This window comes from Zobellia russellii (assembly GCF_018728565.1).
GTDB lineage: Bacteria > Bacteroidota > Bacteroidia > Flavobacteriales > Flavobacteriaceae > Zobellia > Zobellia russellii.
This window is the reverse complement of sequence record NZ_JACSOI010000006.1, coordinates 74,950-92,973: the sequence shown is the minus strand read 5'-3', so window position 1 is coordinate 92,973 and position 18,024 is coordinate 74,950. Positions and strand designations below refer to the sequence as shown.

7 protein-coding genes are annotated in these 18,024 nt (G+C 42.7%); 6 read left to right on the top strand and 1 reads right to left on the bottom strand.

The window, feature by feature from the left end:
- The first annotated feature begins 38 nt into the window (after positions 1–38).
- From H9565_RS14845 to H9565_RS14825, 5 genes are read left to right on the top strand one after another with little or no spacing between them, the layout of a single operon-like run.
- Complete coding sequence (locus H9565_RS14845) at positions 39–3,173, top strand: SusC/RagA family TonB-linked outer membrane protein (protein WP_215440788.1); 3,135 nt, start codon at positions 39–41, stop codon at positions 3,171–3,173.
- 9 nt (positions 3,174–3,182) lie between these two features.
- Positions 3,183–4,967, top strand: a complete 1,785-nt coding sequence (locus H9565_RS14840; protein WP_215440787.1) for a RagB/SusD family nutrient uptake outer membrane protein — start codon at positions 3,183–3,185, stop codon at positions 4,965–4,967.
- A gap of 25 nt (positions 4,968–4,992) precedes the next feature.
- On the top strand, positions 4,993–7,971 hold the full coding sequence (locus tag H9565_RS14835) for a SusC/RagA family TonB-linked outer membrane protein (RefSeq protein WP_215440785.1): 2,979 nt from the start codon (positions 4,993–4,995) through the stop codon (positions 7,969–7,971).
- A gap of 16 nt (positions 7,972–7,987) precedes the next feature.
- Positions 7,988–9,682: a RagB/SusD family nutrient uptake outer membrane protein gene (locus H9565_RS14830; protein WP_215440784.1), complete on the top strand. Its 1,695-nt coding sequence runs from the start codon at positions 7,988–7,990 to the stop codon at positions 9,680–9,682.
- A gap of 28 nt (positions 9,683–9,710) precedes the next feature.
- The gene (locus H9565_RS14825) at positions 9,711–10,622 is read left to right on the top strand and encodes a DUF1735 domain-containing protein (RefSeq protein ID WP_215440783.1); all 912 of its coding nucleotides are present in this window, start codon (positions 9,711–9,713) and stop codon (positions 10,620–10,622) included.
- Positions 10,623–10,963: 341 nt separating this feature from the next.
- On the opposite strand, the gene H9565_RS14820 is transcribed toward H9565_RS14825, so the two are convergent.
- On the bottom strand, positions 10,964–15,052 hold the full coding sequence (locus tag H9565_RS14820; RefSeq protein ID WP_215440782.1) for a hybrid sensor histidine kinase/response regulator transcription factor: 4,089 nt from the start codon (positions 15,050–15,052) through the stop codon (positions 10,964–10,966).
- A gap of 483 nt (positions 15,053–15,535) precedes the next feature.
- On the opposite strand from H9565_RS14820, the gene H9565_RS14815 reads away from it, so the two are divergent.
- Positions 15,536–17,941: a glycoside hydrolase family 3 N-terminal domain-containing protein gene (locus H9565_RS14815; RefSeq protein WP_215440781.1), complete on the top strand. Its 2,406-nt coding sequence runs from the start codon at positions 15,536–15,538 to the stop codon at positions 17,939–17,941.
- Positions 17,942–18,024 lie beyond the last annotated feature (83 nt).

Sequence of the window (18,024 nt, the reverse complement as noted above, 5' to 3'; positions counted from 1 at the left end):
CTCAATTATAAAAGAAGCATTTTCAAAACGAATAACCTATGAAATTCAAACTAATAATCTGTATCATCACTGCTGCTATTTCCATGCAGGTAATATGTGCTCAAACCATTGAGGTCTCTGGTCAGGTCACCGATGAAACGGGACAGCCTCTTTTGGGTGCAAATGTCATTATAAAGGGCACTTCCAAAGGAACCGTAACCGACTTCGATGGAAACTATAGCATTAAAGTCGGGCCTAATGACAGGCTTACCTTTACTTATATCGGTTTCATTGCCAAAGAATACAGCGTTGACGGAAAATCCGTAATCGACGTAAGCTTGTTACCGGAGGCACAAAGCTTAGACGAAGTTGTGGTCATTGGTTACGGCACGCAAAAAAAGAGCAATATCGTCGGGGCCGTATCCGATGTTTCGGGAAAGGATTTAGTAAGCACGGGTATCACCAACCTCTCACAGGTAATACAAGATAGGCTTCCGGGGGTGTTTACCCAAATCAATACGGGGCAGCCTGGTGCCGACGACGCTAAGATAACCGTTCGAGGGGTGTCAAGTTTTAATGGGGATAACTCTCCGTTGATTCTGGTCGATGGAGTGGAAGCGGCCGGTGGGTTTTCGCAATTGGATCCAGGAGAGATTTCTTCCATATCGGTATTAAAAGATGCCTCATCAACCGCTATTTATGGGGTTCGAGGTGCCGACGGGGTTATTTTGATTACAACAAAAAGAGGGTCGATAGGGGCGCCTAAAATTAGTGTGGCCGGAGGTATTACGGCCAAAGTATTGACCGATATACCTGATCAGCTTGGGTCTTACGACGTGCTGACCCTCGGGCAAGAATCTATAAAAAATTCAGGTTTTTACGACGGATTAAGGTCGCAACGGTATATCGATACCTTTCTTGATCCGAACCGTGATCCCTATGCCTATCCGGATATTGATTGGTACGATGCCCTCATACGGGATGTTGGATGGGAAAGCAATGCCCGTATCAACGTTTCCGGAGGAACGGATTTTGTCAAGTATTTTACATCCTTCAGTGTGAACCATGTTGGGGATATCGTAAAAACGGAAAAATCGAACGGCTATTACAGTCCTGAATTTTCATACGACAAGTATAACTTTAGAACGAACCTAGATTTCAACCTTACCAAGACCACGACCTTAAAAACGGATATTTCAGGCCGATCGGAATTGCGGAAAACACCGAACACCGAGGTTGCGGCCGATCAATTTAGCAATGTATTCAAGTTTATAGATCAGGCCACGCCTTATTTGTTTCCCTTGTATTACCCTGAAGAATTCGTAGCGTCCCATCCGGATCCTTTGGCGCCTAACCAAGGAGGAATTCGCTTGGCCGCGGCTGGAGCTGAGGTACCTTATCAAGCTAATGCCTATAATGCCCTGAACTATTCAGGAATGCGTAAGTTCAGGAGGGATGTGGTGGATATACAAATAGGTTTAACCCAAAAATTAGACTTTATTACCAAAGGCCTTTTGCTCTCGGGGCGTTTTAATTACAGTACCGCCTACGAATATGAGAAAAGGGAAGGTTGGAACGTTAGTGAATGGCTTTATGATACCGAACGCGATCAGTGGAGGGAGCAATCGGGACAAAACTATAATTCTTCCGATTTAGACTTTCATAGTACGGGAGGTGAAAATTATAAGAGTAGTATTCGCAACATCTATTACGAGGCCAAGTTAGACTATCATCGTCAGTTCGGTTCGCATAATGTAGGCTTTGTAGGTGTTTTTAACCGTAATGAAAGACGTTTAAGCGCTACAGATTTGCCGTATTTCAGTGAGGACTGGGTCGGTAGGGCCAATTATGATTATAAGCAGCGCTATATATTTGAAGTTAGTGCGGGTTATAATGGGTCGGAAAAATTTGCCCCGGGAAAACGCTTTGGTTTCTTTCCTGCAGCGGCTATCGGTTGGAACATCGCCAAAGAACCTCTTGTAGAAAAGAACCTGCCTTGGTTAGATGATTTTAAAGTGCGTTACTCGTATGGGGAAACGGGCAATCAAAAGAACTCTCCCCGCTTTCTGTATTTAGGTGGTTGGGATGAAGTCTCCAGCAAGTGGGGCTATATGAGGTTCGGTCTGCCCGCGGCTAACGAGGCACCGAGGTATGGAGAGGTCAAGATAGCCAACCCGAATGCAACTTGGGAAACCGCCTATAAACAGAATTTAGGTTTTGATGTTGCCCTATTAAGTAACGATCTTACCTTGGCCGTTGACCTTTATAAAGAAAGGAGAGAGGGTATTTTATTATCCAATCCCGTTCCATCGTATTACCACCCGGGATTTGGTTCCCAAGGTAAAGTAGGTCTTCCGCCCATTAACCAGGGTAAGTCTAAAAACCAAGGTATTGAAGTGGTCTCTAATTATAGCCACTTGACCCCAAGTGGATTCAGGTATTCCTTAGGAGGGAACTTTACCATTGCCGATAGCCGTATCGTCTACCGGGCCGATAGGGCGCTTACACCCGATTATCAAAAGCAGCAAGGAAAGCCCATCGGTTGGATCAGTGGGTATCAGACCAACGGTTATATCAATAATTTTGAACAGGCCGTTAACGCACCTGCTATTAGTGGAGGCAATGCACCCGGACAATATTTTTACTCTGATTTCAATGGTAACGGAGAAATTGAGGCCAATGATAATGTTCCTATGGAAGAGACGAATCAGCCTTTCATTCTGTATGCATTTAATACCAATTTGTCATACAAGGGTATTGACCTCGGTGTGCGTTTCTTCGGTAAGGATGGTGTAGCGTATTCAACCAATAAATACTATCCTAACTTTGACCAACACCTTTTAGAGGCCAAAACCGTGCATTTAGATCGTTGGTCCCCTGAGAACCAAGATGCACAATTTCCGGCTTTTTCCAATGCGGGCGAACGATTTTATAGAAAACGTAGTGATGCCAACGTATTGAGTACCGCCTATTTAAAGCTGCAGAACGTAACGCTCGGCTACACTTTGGAATCTGCTTACCTGCAGCGTTTGTTGCGCATTCAGCGTATGAAGTTCAATCTATCCGGTCAAAACCTATATACCTGGTCCGATGTTCCTTTTGGGGATCCAGAAGGAGGTAATGGTCTATCCGGAGGTTATGGGGCCTATCCCCTCGTAAAGAGATACATTTTTACCCTAAATATCGATTTCTAAAAAACAACAATGATGAAATATAACTATATACTACTCATACTCTCTATAGTCATATTGGTAGGCTGTGAGGATTATCTTGATAGACGAGACGAGAACTCAAGTTTTCTGACAGAGGAAGATATCTGGAGGGACAAAAACAAAATCAACGGTATGGCCTTTAGGCTTTACGATACCATGGAGTGGTTTTTCGAAACCCGATATGATTTTAATGGAAGACAATATGCCGGAGGTGGAAAAAACTACGGAAACAGTTGCCAATTTTCGGGAGAAGTACTCAATACCAGAAGTGTAGGGGGGAATGATAAAGTGATGCGGGGAGATTGGGTGGCCGCCGTAAACGAGAATTTTGCAAATCCTGATTTTCAAATGGCTTGGGAAGATATGTGGGAGGCCGTATACGTTTCAAATTCAATTCTATATGGCATTGATGACGTAACCTCCGACGTAATGACCAAGGAAGAGAAAAACCAAGTAAAAGGGGAAGCCTTTTTGTTTAGGGCCTTGGGCTACCATGAGCTATCTAAACGTTGGGGTGCCATGCCTTATATTAAGGAGAAAATATTTCCAGAAACCGATTTAAATCTACCAAGGCCTACGTACAAGCAACAGATTACCGATATCGTCGCCGATTGTGATTCGGCAATTGCATATTTGCCCAAGGTTAGTTATTTGAATGATCCGGTTATGATGGGGAGAATGGGCAAGGCAGCGGCTATGGCACTTAAGTCAAGGGCGCTGACTACGGCGGCAAGTCCTAATTACATATTAAACAATGAAAGTGATACCGAATTATGGGAAAAAGCGGCCCAAGCGGCGTGGGATTTGATCAAACTTTCGGAGACCAGCGATAAAGTAGGCCTTTACCAAGGGGATTACAACAATATCTTCCATACTGAACCGGGCACCATAGAAGGGGTTTGGCCCCGCTATTACGAACCTTCTCGACCCAGTGCCAATTTATACTTACATACCTGGCTTTGGATCAATATCGGAGGGTACGCCGGGCTAAGTCCTACTCAAGAACTGGTAGACCTCTACGAAACCGCCGATGGATGGCCGATTACGGATTCCCGATCGGGGTATGATGACCAAAATCCATATGACAATAGAGACCCTAGGTTTTACAAGAATATATTGTATCACGGCAGTACTTGGTCAAAACTATCAGAAAATGAAACCATTGATATGCGAACCGATCCTTTAGGGGTTGACCGTACCACTCCCAATGGGGCCGATTTTGGAAACTCAAAAACTGGCTATTTGGTTCGAAAAATGTTGCCGGATAAGTGGAACAGTAAAAAATATAACGACAGCAAGTACATTAATGCGCCCTATATAAGAATGGCGGAAATATATCTTAACTACGCTGAAGCGGTCAATGAGGCCTATAAGAACCCGAATGCGGCCGTACCAGGTGCCAGTCTTACGGCAGTTGGGGCTTTAAACGCCGTTCGTAATAGGGTGGGTATGGCAGATGTTAGACCGGAATTTACTACCGATTATGCCGTTTTTCAAGAGCGGGTAAGAAATGAGTTTCAGGTAGAGCTGTGTTTTGAGTACCATATCTGGTTCGATTTGATCCGTTGGAGAATCGCTCATGAAAAACTGGACAATTACAATTTTCATGGCGTAAAAATTATCGATGACGCCAGTGCGCCCACGGGTGTGCGATTCGAAAGATTTGAAATACCTATAGAGAGACGTTTTGAAGAGAAACATTACCGCTACCCACTTCGATTAGGTGATTTACAGATTTTTGAGCTCCCAGAAATGAAACAAAACCCAGGCTGGTAGTATGTTAATAATAAAAGATCTAACAATGAAAAAACTACGACCCATATATCTAGTAATCACTGCTCTGTTGTGGTTAAGCACCCATAAGGGTATGGCTCAAGATACAAGTGAACTATTTGAGGTTTCGGCAACACTATTGAACCAGGCCGGTGAGGTGTGCGATAAAGCTACAATAGTGGCTTCCAACTCAAAAAATAGAACATTTACCGACCTTAATGGCGTTTTTAGCATACGTACGGACAAGGAAGATGTACTGGTTATTTCGGCCTCAGGGTTCGAAAGGACTACAGTGAACGTAACGAACGGTCAACTCGAAAGTACTTCGATCATTCTTAAGGAATGGGGCACTGTTGATGCAGATCGCAAAATTAGTGTGGCGTATGGAGATTTGCCCTTCGAACGGATTACGGGATCGGTTGAACGCATTACGGGAGACGAGTTGAGTGATTACCCTACCACATTTGTACAAGAGGCTTTGGCGGGAAGGTTGTCAGGACTCACTTCCAATTACGGATCGGCTTCACCTGAAATCGAAAATTTCAGCAATAGCGTTCGCGGTGCGGGTGTTGGTGAGATGTATTTGGATGGAATACCGTCAAACCTGGTATTGACCTCGGGAGAGGTTGATAATATCGTATTGGCCAAGGATTATGGAAGCTCGTTCCTGTACGGAATTACCGCGGCGCCAGGGGCCATGATCGTAAAGACAAAGAAAGGTTTGAAGGGAGATCGCTCTATTAAGTTTAAAGTGCGTAGAGGGGTACGGACACCGACATTTCTGCCTGAAATGATGAACGCCCAAGATTATGCGAAAAACTATAACCAAGCTTTGGCGAACGACGGTATATCTCCCATTTATAATCAAAATACAATAGATGCATATACCAACAAGAGGGATACCGTAAGGAACCCCAACCAAGATTACCATAAGAAATTTGCCAGCGATTTGGCGAGCTACAGGCATATTACGGGGGAATTTTCGGGAGGAAACGAAATCACCCAGTATTTCTCGCACTTGGGGTATTATACTACCGATGGGATTGAAAGTGAAGGCGATGGAAGAAAGTTGTCGCGACTACGCCTGAACAACAACCTTCAGATAAAGGTAAGCGACTTTGTTTCGGTGGATCTAGGAATAGGGGGGAGTTTCAATAAAAGAAAGGCACCCCTTATGAGTGGCGACGATGCCTTCAATACAATGTATCAATATCCAGCAAACGCATTGCCGTTTAAGATCAATGATTCTATTTATGCAAGAAATCCCGAGTATGGAACCAACTTGTTGGTCAATCTGGCACATGGGTCCATTATAGAAGATACCAGAAGGGACGCCAATGCCAGGCTTGGTTTGAACTTTGATTTGTCAACCTTGGCCAAAGGGTTGAGTTTTAGTAGTCTGGTAGGGCTTTACAGCTATAACAATCTTTCAAAAAGGTTAGACCCAACGGTCGATATGGCCGAGCCTTTTTTTACGAAAACACTCACAGGACAAGACACTTTGGTTTTAAGAAATTACACCAAGGGAGCTACCGATACAGGATGGGCCAAATTAGGAGATCGGGTCGACCGAAACCAATTCATAAAGGCGGCCTTCAATTACGATAGAAGTTTTGGAGACCATCATGACCTGACCGCCGATTTGGTTTATACCAAGGAAAGCAAAAGCGGCAGCCAATTAGGACAGGAAGAACACTATAGGAATATTGGTTTTAGGGCCAATTATTTAATGGCTAAAAAATATGTGTTCGAAGGAAATTGGATGAACTCGGCGGTACGACAACTGCAAAAAAAGCAACGCCGTACGATTACCTATGCCACGGGTGTAGCCTGGTTGGCCCACAAGGAAAACTTCTTGAAGAATTCGCAATGGTTGGATTTTCTTAAGCTAAGGGCGAATTACGGTATGCAAGGGCGTCCTGTTGGCCAGTTTTTTCTTGAAGATGATCAATATAGCGGATCAGGTGCCGGTACCTTCGGTATCGTAGGGGCCACCTCTTCATCTGGGGGATATCGTCGCGTATTTACGGGAGCCGATGACATTGTAATGCCGAAACAGGAATACCTTAACGTAGGTTTCGATTTTCAGATGTTCAAGCATAAGTTGAACGGACAGATCAATTATTATAACATACGTAACTATGACGAGTTGGTGGTTCCGAACAACCTATACGCCCTATTGGCGGCAAATGACGATTACCTGCCCTATATTAACTTTTCCGACAATGAGAGAAAAGGCTTCGATGGAAGTATAAGCTATCGAAAGAAACTTGGCGATTTTCGCTTTTCCATTGGTGCAAATGCCATGTACAACACCACATATGTAACCAAATCCAACTCGATTAATTATCCTGAAGAAACAAGAAATCAAATGGGCAATCAAGGAGGTCGTATCATTGGTTTGGAGGCCGACGGAATTTTTCAGAATCAAGCGGAAATAGATGCTGCCGTACCTTCAAAATTCGGAGAGGTAAAACCAGGGGACATCCGATATAAAGATTATAACGGAGACGGTACTATAGATGAAAAAGACTACCATGAAATAGGGCACTCGCCAAGATTGTCTTATGGTTTGAACTATGGTATGAAATATAAAAACTGGGCCTTTAGCCTGCACGGCGATGGTGTGGCCGGTGGAAGCTTCAATGACGGACTCTATTGGAACAGGGGTACTAATGCCTATGCTCAAGAATTGTCGAAAAGCTGGCCGGCTACCAATGAATTGCCAAGGTTGACCACACTGTCTAACAGTAACAACTACAGGAATTCTTCATTTTGGTTGAAAGACGCCTCGTATTTTAATGTCAGGAGTATTACGTTGGAGTATACGATTCCGCAAAATATAATTCAAAAATCGTTTATCAAGGAAATTACGTTTTTCACTTCGGGCAAAAACCTCTTTGTCTTATCATCGGTTAAAGACCGCTATATGCCAAGTCCTAATAAAGGATATTCACAGTACCCGGTATTGAAATCGTATGAAGTGGGGTTAGAAGTATCCTTTTAAAATAAAACCATCAACAATGAAAAAAAATATACTATTTTGTTTTGGAGTAGCATTGCTGGGCATATCCTGCTCCAATGATTTTACAGAGGTGGTGCCATCTAACAATGTTTCCTCTAAAGAAGTGTTTACCGATATTAGCCGGGCCCAAACCTTTTTAAATCCTGCCTATGGTTCTGTTCGAAATTCACCATGGATATCTTTAGATGCGCAGACCCATAATGTCGTGAGTAAAAGCGGTCCTTCGCGTACTGCCGTTTCAGGGGCTACGGCTGAATCTTCTCCGGTAAGCGGGGAATGGAATTCGGCCATTGGCAAGATTCTTCATATCAACGAATTTTTTGAAAAGGGCTTTAATGTTACCTATGACGCCTTTGATGAAGAGTTCGCTGAAGCTTTAAAGAAGCGGATCAGAGGAGAGGCTTTTGGTCTAAGGGCATATTACAAGTGGATCCTGCTGAAGAATTTTGCTGGGCCATCGGCCCAAGACCCCAATACCATGTTGGGAATACCGATTATTGATGAAGTACTTACCATTGATAGCGCCAACGATATACTCCGAAGTACATATATGCAGAGCTATGCCAACATTCAAAAAGATCTGGATAGCGCCCTTACCAACATTGACCTGCTACGTTATGCAGGTGATGGTGATGTAGACGGCGTTCGGCTTACCAGTAGAATTTCGGGAGAAATGATTTGGGCCTTACGCGCTAGAATGGCCCTTTTTGCGGCTAGTCCGGCTTTCGAGCAAATTTCATGGGAAGAAGCGGCAAATACGGCATATGATGCCATTGCGGCAATCGATGAAGGTGCCATAAAAGATCTACAGCCTTTTGGGAACTTTAATAATGTAGATAATCCCGACCATTTTTGGAGACGGAGTTTCAGCGAAAACGGCAGCCTTGAATCCCAAAATTTTCCACCTTCCTTATTCGGAAATGGCGATTGGAACCCTAGTCAAAATTTGGTCGAGGTATTTCCAGATAGCTTGGGGTACCCGATAACGGATCCGAATAGTATTTACGATCCTGTTGAGCCATATGCGAATAGGGACCCCCGTTTTGAACGTTTTGTTTTCCACAATGGGGAAAATGAATTTCGAAATGCCTTTATCGAAGTATTTGCCGGAGGTAAAGATGCCCAGGGAGGTATACGCAAACAGGCCACCCGTTCAGGGTACTACCTAAAAAAGTTTCTTAGCGACAACATCAATCTCGATGTAGAGGCCAATGCCAATAAAAAGGACTATAAAGTATATCCTATTTTTGATCGTGGCGGACTATATCTCGATTTTGCCGAGGCTGCCATCGAAGCTTATGGTATTTCCGGAAAAGGGGGGGGTATGGTGTTTTCGGCCAAAGAGGTGCTATCGGCCATTAGAAAAAGAGCCGGTATATCTACCGATCAATATCTCGACCTTGCCATAAGCGACCTTGAGGCCTATCGGAACTTGATACGTAATGAACGACGTATCGAATATGCCTTTGAAGGTGAATATTATTACGATGTACGCCGTTGGAAAGTTTCCTTGGAAGAATTGAACCAACCGGTACTAGGTATAAAGGTCGGTAAAGAAGCTAACGATAAATTTAACTATACCGCTACCGAAATAGAGTCTAGGAGTTTTGAGGAATATATGTATTACAACCCTATTCCTCGTAATGAAGTTTTAAAATCGAATACCCTCATTCAAAACTTCGGATGGCAATAGTTTTCCGAACGATTAAATTTAAACTGATATGAAATATAGCTATTCAATATTGACATTGGTCCTGGCATTGGTTTTCTCTTGTGAAGAGTATGAGGATTATGTTGTAGATACCGCGGGTTACACCGATGTTTATTTTCCTAAACCTGAATTACAAAGGTCAATTGTGTCCGGAGAGGGATTGTCTATCAAAGTGGGCGTGTACCTGGGCGGCCTAAGGGAAAACAAGGAGGATCATCAAGTAAAGTATGTAATCGACGAGACCTTGTTGGTCGATACCCCTTATACCCTTATGCCTGATGATTATTACAGCTTGGAGAGTGATGAGATTACGGTACCAAAGGGCTCGTTTCAAGGTTTGGTCGATGTGAAATTCGATTCCTTGAAATTGGCGCAAGATACCTTGCTTAGGGATTTTAATTATGCACTCCCTTTTAAGATTGTTTCAACTTCGGTTGATTCTATTCTAGAAGGAAAGGAACAGACGATCATTCCCTTGAAATTAATGAATACCTACGAAGGTAATTTTTATCAGGTGGGATCGTTGAAGCAATTTTTTACCGCAACAAAAGTACTTGATACGGTATATGTATATGGGGATGATTTAGATGGCCCCAATACACCGATTCGAACCCTTTCCTCTATCATGATGGATACCGTAGACCTTGATGGTATCGGGCCTAGAGGGGGAGATGGTTACCATATGCGCTTAAAGGTCGATCCCAAGGATAATTCGGTGGAAATCATTGCCGATACGGCATCGGTATATCAAGTTTCCCCTAATGGAAAGAGTACTTGGGACCCCATTAAACGAAAGTTCGTTTTAAGCTATAAGTACAGCGATGGCGAGAGGGATTATGAGGTAGAGGAAAAATTGACGTTTCGAAATCGCGTAAGGGACGGTATAAACGAATGGAGATGGGAAGGTTTTCCCGGTAACTAGAAAAGTAGACTATAAAGGTCAAAAGATTAAAACTGATATTGAACCCGGGAAGCTCGCTTTCCGGGTTTTTTGTTTTGATAAGATAAAGTCTTTTGGGGCGGGTCTCAGTTCGATTCCCCCTCATCTAGATTTCACGGGGCAATCTTTACATGGTTATTGCACCATTGATTCCTTCTTTTATTGCCTTCTTTTTCGGGAAAGGATAAGTCGTACGATGTTCCGGGACGTTGCTGGTCATTTTTTGACTGTCCTAAATATGGCTTACTTTAGGTATTTAACCTTCTATGGGAAGGGGAGACGGGCCTAAACGAAGGTCAGGATAATTACGTGTTGTTTATGGTTTAGGGCAAATCGGATAAAGCGTTCGATTTGCTATCGGAAACGTATCGCTTCGCATATTCCGAAGGGGTCAGCATATGTTCTTGTTTAAAGCACTTGCTAAAATATTTAGGATCATTGAAGCCACTTTTAATGCAAATTTCGGCAATGAGCAAACCAGAATCTTGTCGTATGATCTGGGCGGCCCTTTTTAGTCGATATGAGCGTATAAATTCATTAGATGACTGTCCGGTCAGTTGTTTTAGTTTACGGTACAGGGCAGAATGGCTCATGCCCATTTTCTTTTTGAACATTTCCGAGGTAAAATCCGGATTATCGAAGTTTTCATCTAAAATCGAATGGGCCTTCTTGATAAATAGGGAATCGATTGAATCTATCGAGGTGTCATCAGGAACAAGGTTTACCTTTACTTTGGATATCTCCGATACTCTTTTGACATTTTTGATGATGTTCTCAATTCTTGCTTTTACGATCTGAATATCAAAAGGTTTGGCAATGTAGTCATTGGCGCCTATTTCCAAGCCCCTCAATTTAAACTCATCCGATGTCCACGCACTGAGGAAGAGGAAGGGGATGTGACGTGTCTTCTCGGTCTTTTTTATAGCTTCACAGAATTGTAGGCCATCCATAATCGGCATTAATGTGTCGCTCATGATTAACTCTGGGGCGTGTTCTAGGGCCAATTTGAGTCCTTCCTCCCCATTAGGGGCTTCTATAACCTTGAACGTATCGGAAAGAGACGATACAATGTACGACCGTATATCGACATCATCTTCTACGATCAATATTTTGGGGGTGCTTTTGGAGTGGACCTTTACCGGAAGGGGACTAGGGATTTTCTTGGTGTTCTGTACGGTTATCGGACGCAAGGGCAAAGTCGTCTTTACAACTTCTTCCTGTTTGATTTCCTTGGGTTGATAATACTTTCGTTCTATAGGTAACTGTATGGAAAACAGGGAGCCAACCTCGGGCTCGCTTTCCAAAGCAATGGTTCCATGATGAAGGGTGATAAGGCGTTTCACATAATCAAGACCGATACCTGCTCCGTTCGGGTTCAAGGATTTGGCCTCCTGAACTTGATAAAAACCTTCAAAAATTTTATGTTGGTTTTCTTTGGAGATACCTATACCTGTATCTTCTATTTCAATGACAATATTATCTTTATGTTTTTTACAATAGCGTAATCTTACGGAAATTAGGCCGTTTTTAGGAGTGAACTTAAAGGCATTGGATAACAGGTTGTATACAATTTTCTCTATTTTATCTTCGTCAACCCATCCTTCTATAGTTTCCATTTCCTTTTTGAACACTAATCGTACTCCTTTTTGAATGGCAAATTCACGAAAAGCATTGGTGGCTTCTTCTAAAATCGCGGCTATATTTTGCTTGGAAACCTGAAGGCTCAAAGTGTCTCCTTCAAGTTTACTGATATCAAGAATTTGATCAACAAGACGTAGTAATCGTGCCACACTTGTGTCGATTAACTGAAATAGATGGGCCTGTTTAGGGTCTTTTTTATATCGTACAAGTTGTTGTAAAGGGTCTGAAATAAGGGTTAACGGAGTGCGTAGTTCATGGGATATATAAGTAAAAAAGCGCAAGCGCATTTGATTAAAATCTTGCTTGTTTTTCATTTTCAACCGCTGCACTATCAAGGCGTTCTTTTGCTGAACACTGATAAACGTATACTTGTTGTAGAGATACAGCAAGAAAAGCACCAATAAGACCATTAAGGATCTAAACCACCAAGTAGCATGAAACGGTGGGGCTCTCTCGATAGCTAAAGCCTTTACGTTGGCCGATGCCCCAAGCGTCTTTAATTTTAAGACATAATTGCCGTGGTTGAGATTGGTAAAACCAATGGTTCTGTTATTTCCGATAGGAACCCATTCATCCATATAGTTTTCCAATATATAGGCGTACTGGTTGCCTCCGGGGTTGTTGAAGTCTAGGGCGACAAAATCTATGGAGAAATCTTTTTGGTCGGGCTTCAAAAATAATTTGTCGGTTTTAGAGATACTTTTCTTGAGTAGGGACGACGCTTCCCCGACGGTAACTTCCTTATTGTCTATTTTTAGGGAGGTTAGAATTATTTCGGGCTCCGTTCTTTTCCTTAAAAGACTATCGGGGTTGAAAATCACCAATCCCTTTGATCCGCCAAAGGCGAGTCTATTATCGGGTAAAAAGGTCGATGCGCGCGGATAAAACTGATACAATGGAAATTTATGTGGCCGTCCTACATTTTCAAAGGTGGAGGTAGCCTTGTTGAACTTGGAAATCCCCTTAAAAGTACTGACCCAAATTGAGCCATCGTCAGTGTCGATAAGGCTAGAGACAAAATTGGTAGGTAGGCCCTCTTTTTCGGTAAATATGGTAAACTCGCTATTTCTTGGATCGAGGTATCCCATACCGCCGCCTAATGAAGAAAACCAGATATGGCCAGATTTTTTATCTAGAAGAACTTGACTGATCGGAAAGGACGACAGCTGGGGTGATCGGTAGTTTTTAAAGCTCTTGGTTTTGGTGTCAAAGATGCAAATGCCGCCGAAAGTAGCTAAAATTAACATGTTGTCGGCACCGATTCTTATATCCCTGATATCTTTTCGGCTGTAACTCTTGAATTCTTGTTTTGATCTATCAAAGAGGTTTAGACCTTCTTGTGTGCCTACCCATAGATTGTTCTCAGGGTCTTCAATGATACAATAAACCATGTCACTGCTGAGGCAACCAGGGTTCAAGGCATCGTTGTTATAACGGATAAAACCGTTTTTTTTAGGTTTTAAAAGGTTAAGCCCCCCAGAATAGGTGCCCACCCAAATGTTACCGAGGTAATCTTCATAAATGCTCGTTACGGTATTAAAACTCAATGATGAAGGGTTCTGTCTATCATAGAGGTACGATGTGTATTTATCTTTTTCGGGGTCGTATACGTTGAGGCCTCCCCAAGTACCCAACCACAATTTGTTCTTACGGTCTAGGTATACACTACGGATCCTACTGTCGGAAATACTATTGCTATTGTAGGTGAGATGTTTGATCAGTTCGAACTTGTCATTTTTTGCGCTGTTAAAACATACGCCGCCGGCATAGGTGCCTACCCATAATACGCCTTCCCTGTCTTCATATACCGAATAAATGGAATTGGAGACCAAGCCACTAGTGTGATCTGGAAGGTGTTGGTAATTGGTGAACGACCTATTTTCGGTATCCATTTTGCTCAATCCGCCCCCATTGGTCGCTATCCATAAATGACTATCGGAAGTGTAATAAATGTCCCTGATTTCATTATGGGGAAGCAAGCTATTTTTGGTATTGTAGTTCTCGAAACGGACGTTCTGTTTATTGAAATAAGAAATACCTTGACGCTCCGTACCTATCCAAAGGCCTCCTTGGTAATCAAGTGATAAAGATTTTATATGGCTTCCGGACAAAGAATCCGCTTTTTTGGAGTCCCCAAAGTATCTTGTGAACTTTTCGGTCTTGACATCAAGAAAGTTCAAGCCATTTTCTGTTCCCACCCAAAGATTGTCATTGTCTTTGGCCAAAGACCTTACATCTGAATTCGATAAGGAAGTTTTGTTATTGGAATCGTGTTCGTACGTTTTGAGTATGCCCTCTTTAAGATTATAAAGCAATAGTCCTTCGGTAGTGCCTAGCCACATTAAGGAATCATTTTCAAATGCGAGAACATTCACGTGGGGACGACTATCGGATATGCTTGTCAATTCATGCTCAATGATTGTTTCTAAGTAAGAGTCGTAACGCTTGAGTCCATTGTCGGTCGCCAACCAAATATTGCCATCGATATCTTCCAACATATCATAGACCTTACGACCTTTTAGGGGAGAGGTGCTCTTTTTGAAGATATCCACATGATAGCTATTGTATCTGCTAAGACCGTCATCGGTTCCAAACCAGAGGTATCCCGTTCTATCTTTGAGAATGCTGTATATGGTATTTTGAGATAATCCGTCTTCGGTGGTGATAGAGATAAAATCTAATGCGGATTCCTTTTCAAGGGTCTGGGAAAATACTATGGGCAATCTTGTCAAAAACAATAAAATCCATATAGTATAAAAATTTTTAGACATAAGGGAAACTTCTAAATGTAAAAAATGGTTGGTAAGGTTTTTATGGTAATGTTAATCTGATATAAGGAAGATTTAGATGTATTGTACAGAAGTAGCGAAACTGTTTAAAAATACGATTTTTTTAGTTTGTGACTAGCTCATTGTCTTTTTGTTTAATAACAATGTAAAATAGATAAGTTTTAACTATTAAGAAATTAGAATTAGGATAATGTTATTGAAACATATAATCACACAATTTGTTTTTCAATAGTACTTGTCAAAATAGAGTACCCTTTCTGAATAAGAATTGAAATATAACCCTAAAACTTTAATTATATAGACTTTGAACAAATTGTTAACCTATTAAATCATATAGTACACCTTAAGTTAGATTGATTTCTTCTTTATTTGAAAACGAATCAAGGACTTCTTCTTACACGTACAAGAGAATACGTGTATGTCTGTTTAAAGTAGGCTGAAAAGGAGTAATTAACACATAATCAAATGAGGATAGGTACACTGATAATCGGGATTCTTCTGTTTTCTTTTCCAAAGGAAGTACATTCGCAAAGCAAGCAAAAGATATATCACAAGAACTGGGTCGATTTTAATAAAAACGGCAAAAAGGATGTTTATGAAAATCCCACAAAACCAGTAGACCTTCGTATTGAAGACTTGCTCTCACAAATGACCTTAGAGGAAAAAAGTTGCCAAATGGCTACCCTCTATGGCTTTGGTAGGGTATTGAAAGATGAATTGCCTACCCCCGATTGGAAAAATCAGATATGGAAAGACGGTATTGGCAATATAGACGAGCAACTCAATAATCTAGCTTACCACCCTTCGGCCGTGACCGATAAGGCTTGGCCTCCCTCGAATCATATCAAGGCCTTGAACACCATTCAAGAATTCTTTGTTGAAGAAACCCGCTTGGGTATTCCCGTTGATTTTACCAACGAAGGCATACGGGGGCTGTGCCATGAAAAGGCCACTAGTTTCCCCTCGCAACTCGGGGTAGGGGCTACATGGAACAAAAACTTGGTCGGTAAAATAGGGCATATTACGGGAAAAGAAGCCCGGCTATTGGGCTATACCAATGTGTATTCGCCCATACTCGATATTGCCCGCGACCCACGCTGGGGCAGGGTAGTGGAGTGCTACGGGGAAGACCCCTACCTGGTAGGCGAACTCGGATATCAAATGGTAAAGGGGATACAGCAAGAGAAAGTGGTTTCCACTCCCAAACACTTTGCCATATACAGTGCGCCCAAAGGAGGTCGTGACGGCGATGCCCGAACCGATGCCCATATTACCGAGCGCGAATTGTTTTCACTTTATCTACATCCCTTTAAACGTGCTATCAAAGATGCTGGCGCCATGGGGGTGATGAGTTCATATAACGATTACAATGGCGTACCGGTGAGCTCGTCCAAATATTTTTTGAACGATATTCTACGTGACGATTGGGGCTTTAAAGGTTATGTGGTGTCCGATAGCCGTGCAGTTGAATTCATCGCCGATAAGCACCATGTGGCCAAAGACCGTAAAGATGCGGTTCGGCAGGCCGTTCTCGCAGGTTTGAATGTAAGAACCGATTTTACCATGCCCGAAGATTTTATTCTTCCGGTTCGAGAATTGGTCAAGGAAGGAGGGCTTGATATGGCCACCATTGACGACCGTGTACGCGATATTCTAAGGGTGAAATTCTGGCAGGGACTTTTTGATGCTCCTTATGGGAAGCAAATGAAAGAGGCGGATAAGACCGTCGGGAAGCCTGAGTACCAAGAAGTGGCATACCAAGCTTCCCTAGAAAGCATTGTCTTGCTGAAAAACGAAGAAAACATTCTCCCTCTCGACTTTTCAAAATACAAATCGATTTTGGTTACAGGCCCCAATGCCAAGGCCATCAATCACTCGGTAAGTAGATATGGGCCTTCGCACATTGATGTGGTTTCGGTCTTTGACGGAATAAAGGAAAAATTCCCTAAAGACGTAGAGCTAAAGTACACCAAGGGCTGTGATTTTTTTGATGAAAATTGGCCCGATAGCGAATTGATGAACACGCCCCCGACAGAAGCGGAACAAAGTGAAATCGACAAGGCGGTGGCAATGGCGAAAACGGTAGGCTTGGCCATAGTGGTTTTGGGCGATGACGAAGAAACCGTAGGGGAATCGCGATCTAGAACCTCCTTAGACCTTCCGGGAAACCAACAAAAACTGGTCGAGGAAATCTACAAAACGGGTACCCCGGTAATCGTGGTGCTGATCAACGGTCGGCCGATGACCATTAATTGGGTCGATAAATATGTGCCAGGTATAGTTGAAGGATGGTTTCAAGGGAAATTTGGTGGGTCGGCCATAGCCGATGTACTGGCAGGAAATTACAATCCGGGCGGAAAGCTTCCGGTATCCTTCCCTAAAACCGTAGGGCAATTACCGATGAACTTTCCTTCGAAACCGGGCGCCCAAGCCGATCAACCCGCTAAAGGACCCAACGGTTCGGGAAAAACACGGGTAGGCGGCTTTCTTTATCCTTTTGGTTACGGTCTGAGTTACACCACTTTTGATTATGCGAACTTAAAAATCGAATCGAATATCAAAAACGGTTTGGGGGATGTAGCGGTTTCTGTGGATATTACTAATTCAGGGAAGCGAAAGGGCGATGAAATCGTACAGCTCTATTTTTCCGATGAAACCTCGAGTGTAACGGTCTATGAAAAACAGCTTCGGGGGTTTGAACGAATTTCCTTGGAAGCAGGGGAAACCAAAACGGTGAATTTTACCTTGTCACAAGACGATTTGTCGCTTTACAATAGGCAAATGGAATTTGTGCTCGAACCGGGAAGGTTCAAAATCATGGTAGGAAGCTCTGCAGAAGATATTCACGTCAGCGGAGACTTGAAAATATAAACCATAGCCAATGAAAATTAAATCAGCCCTTATGTTGCTCTTTTATTGGTGTGAAATACGAAAAATGCAGGTCTTCTATAACG

Bases quoted from the DNA above. Each gene is read 5' to 3' on its own strand.
- H9565_RS14830 (WP_215440784.1), top strand. From the start codon at position 7,988: ATGAAAAAAAATATACTATTTTGTTTTGGAGTAGCATTGCTGGGCATA.
- H9565_RS14815 (WP_215440781.1), top strand. From the start codon at position 15,536: ATGAGGATAGGTACACTGATAATCGGGATTCTTCTGTTTTCTTTTCCA.
- H9565_RS14825 (WP_215440783.1), top strand. From the start codon at position 9,711: ATGAAATATAGCTATTCAATATTGACATTGGTCCTGGCATTGGTTTTC.
- H9565_RS14845 (WP_215440788.1), top strand. From the start codon at position 39: ATGAAATTCAAACTAATAATCTGTATCATCACTGCTGCTATTTCCATG.
- H9565_RS14820 (WP_215440782.1), bottom strand. From the start codon at position 15,052: ATGTCTAAAAATTTTTATACTATATGGATTTTATTGTTTTTGACAAGA.
- H9565_RS14835 (WP_215440785.1), top strand. From the start codon at position 4,993: ATGAAAAAACTACGACCCATATATCTAGTAATCACTGCTCTGTTGTGG.
- H9565_RS14840 (WP_215440787.1), top strand. From the start codon at position 3,183: ATGATGAAATATAACTATATACTACTCATACTCTCTATAGTCATATTG.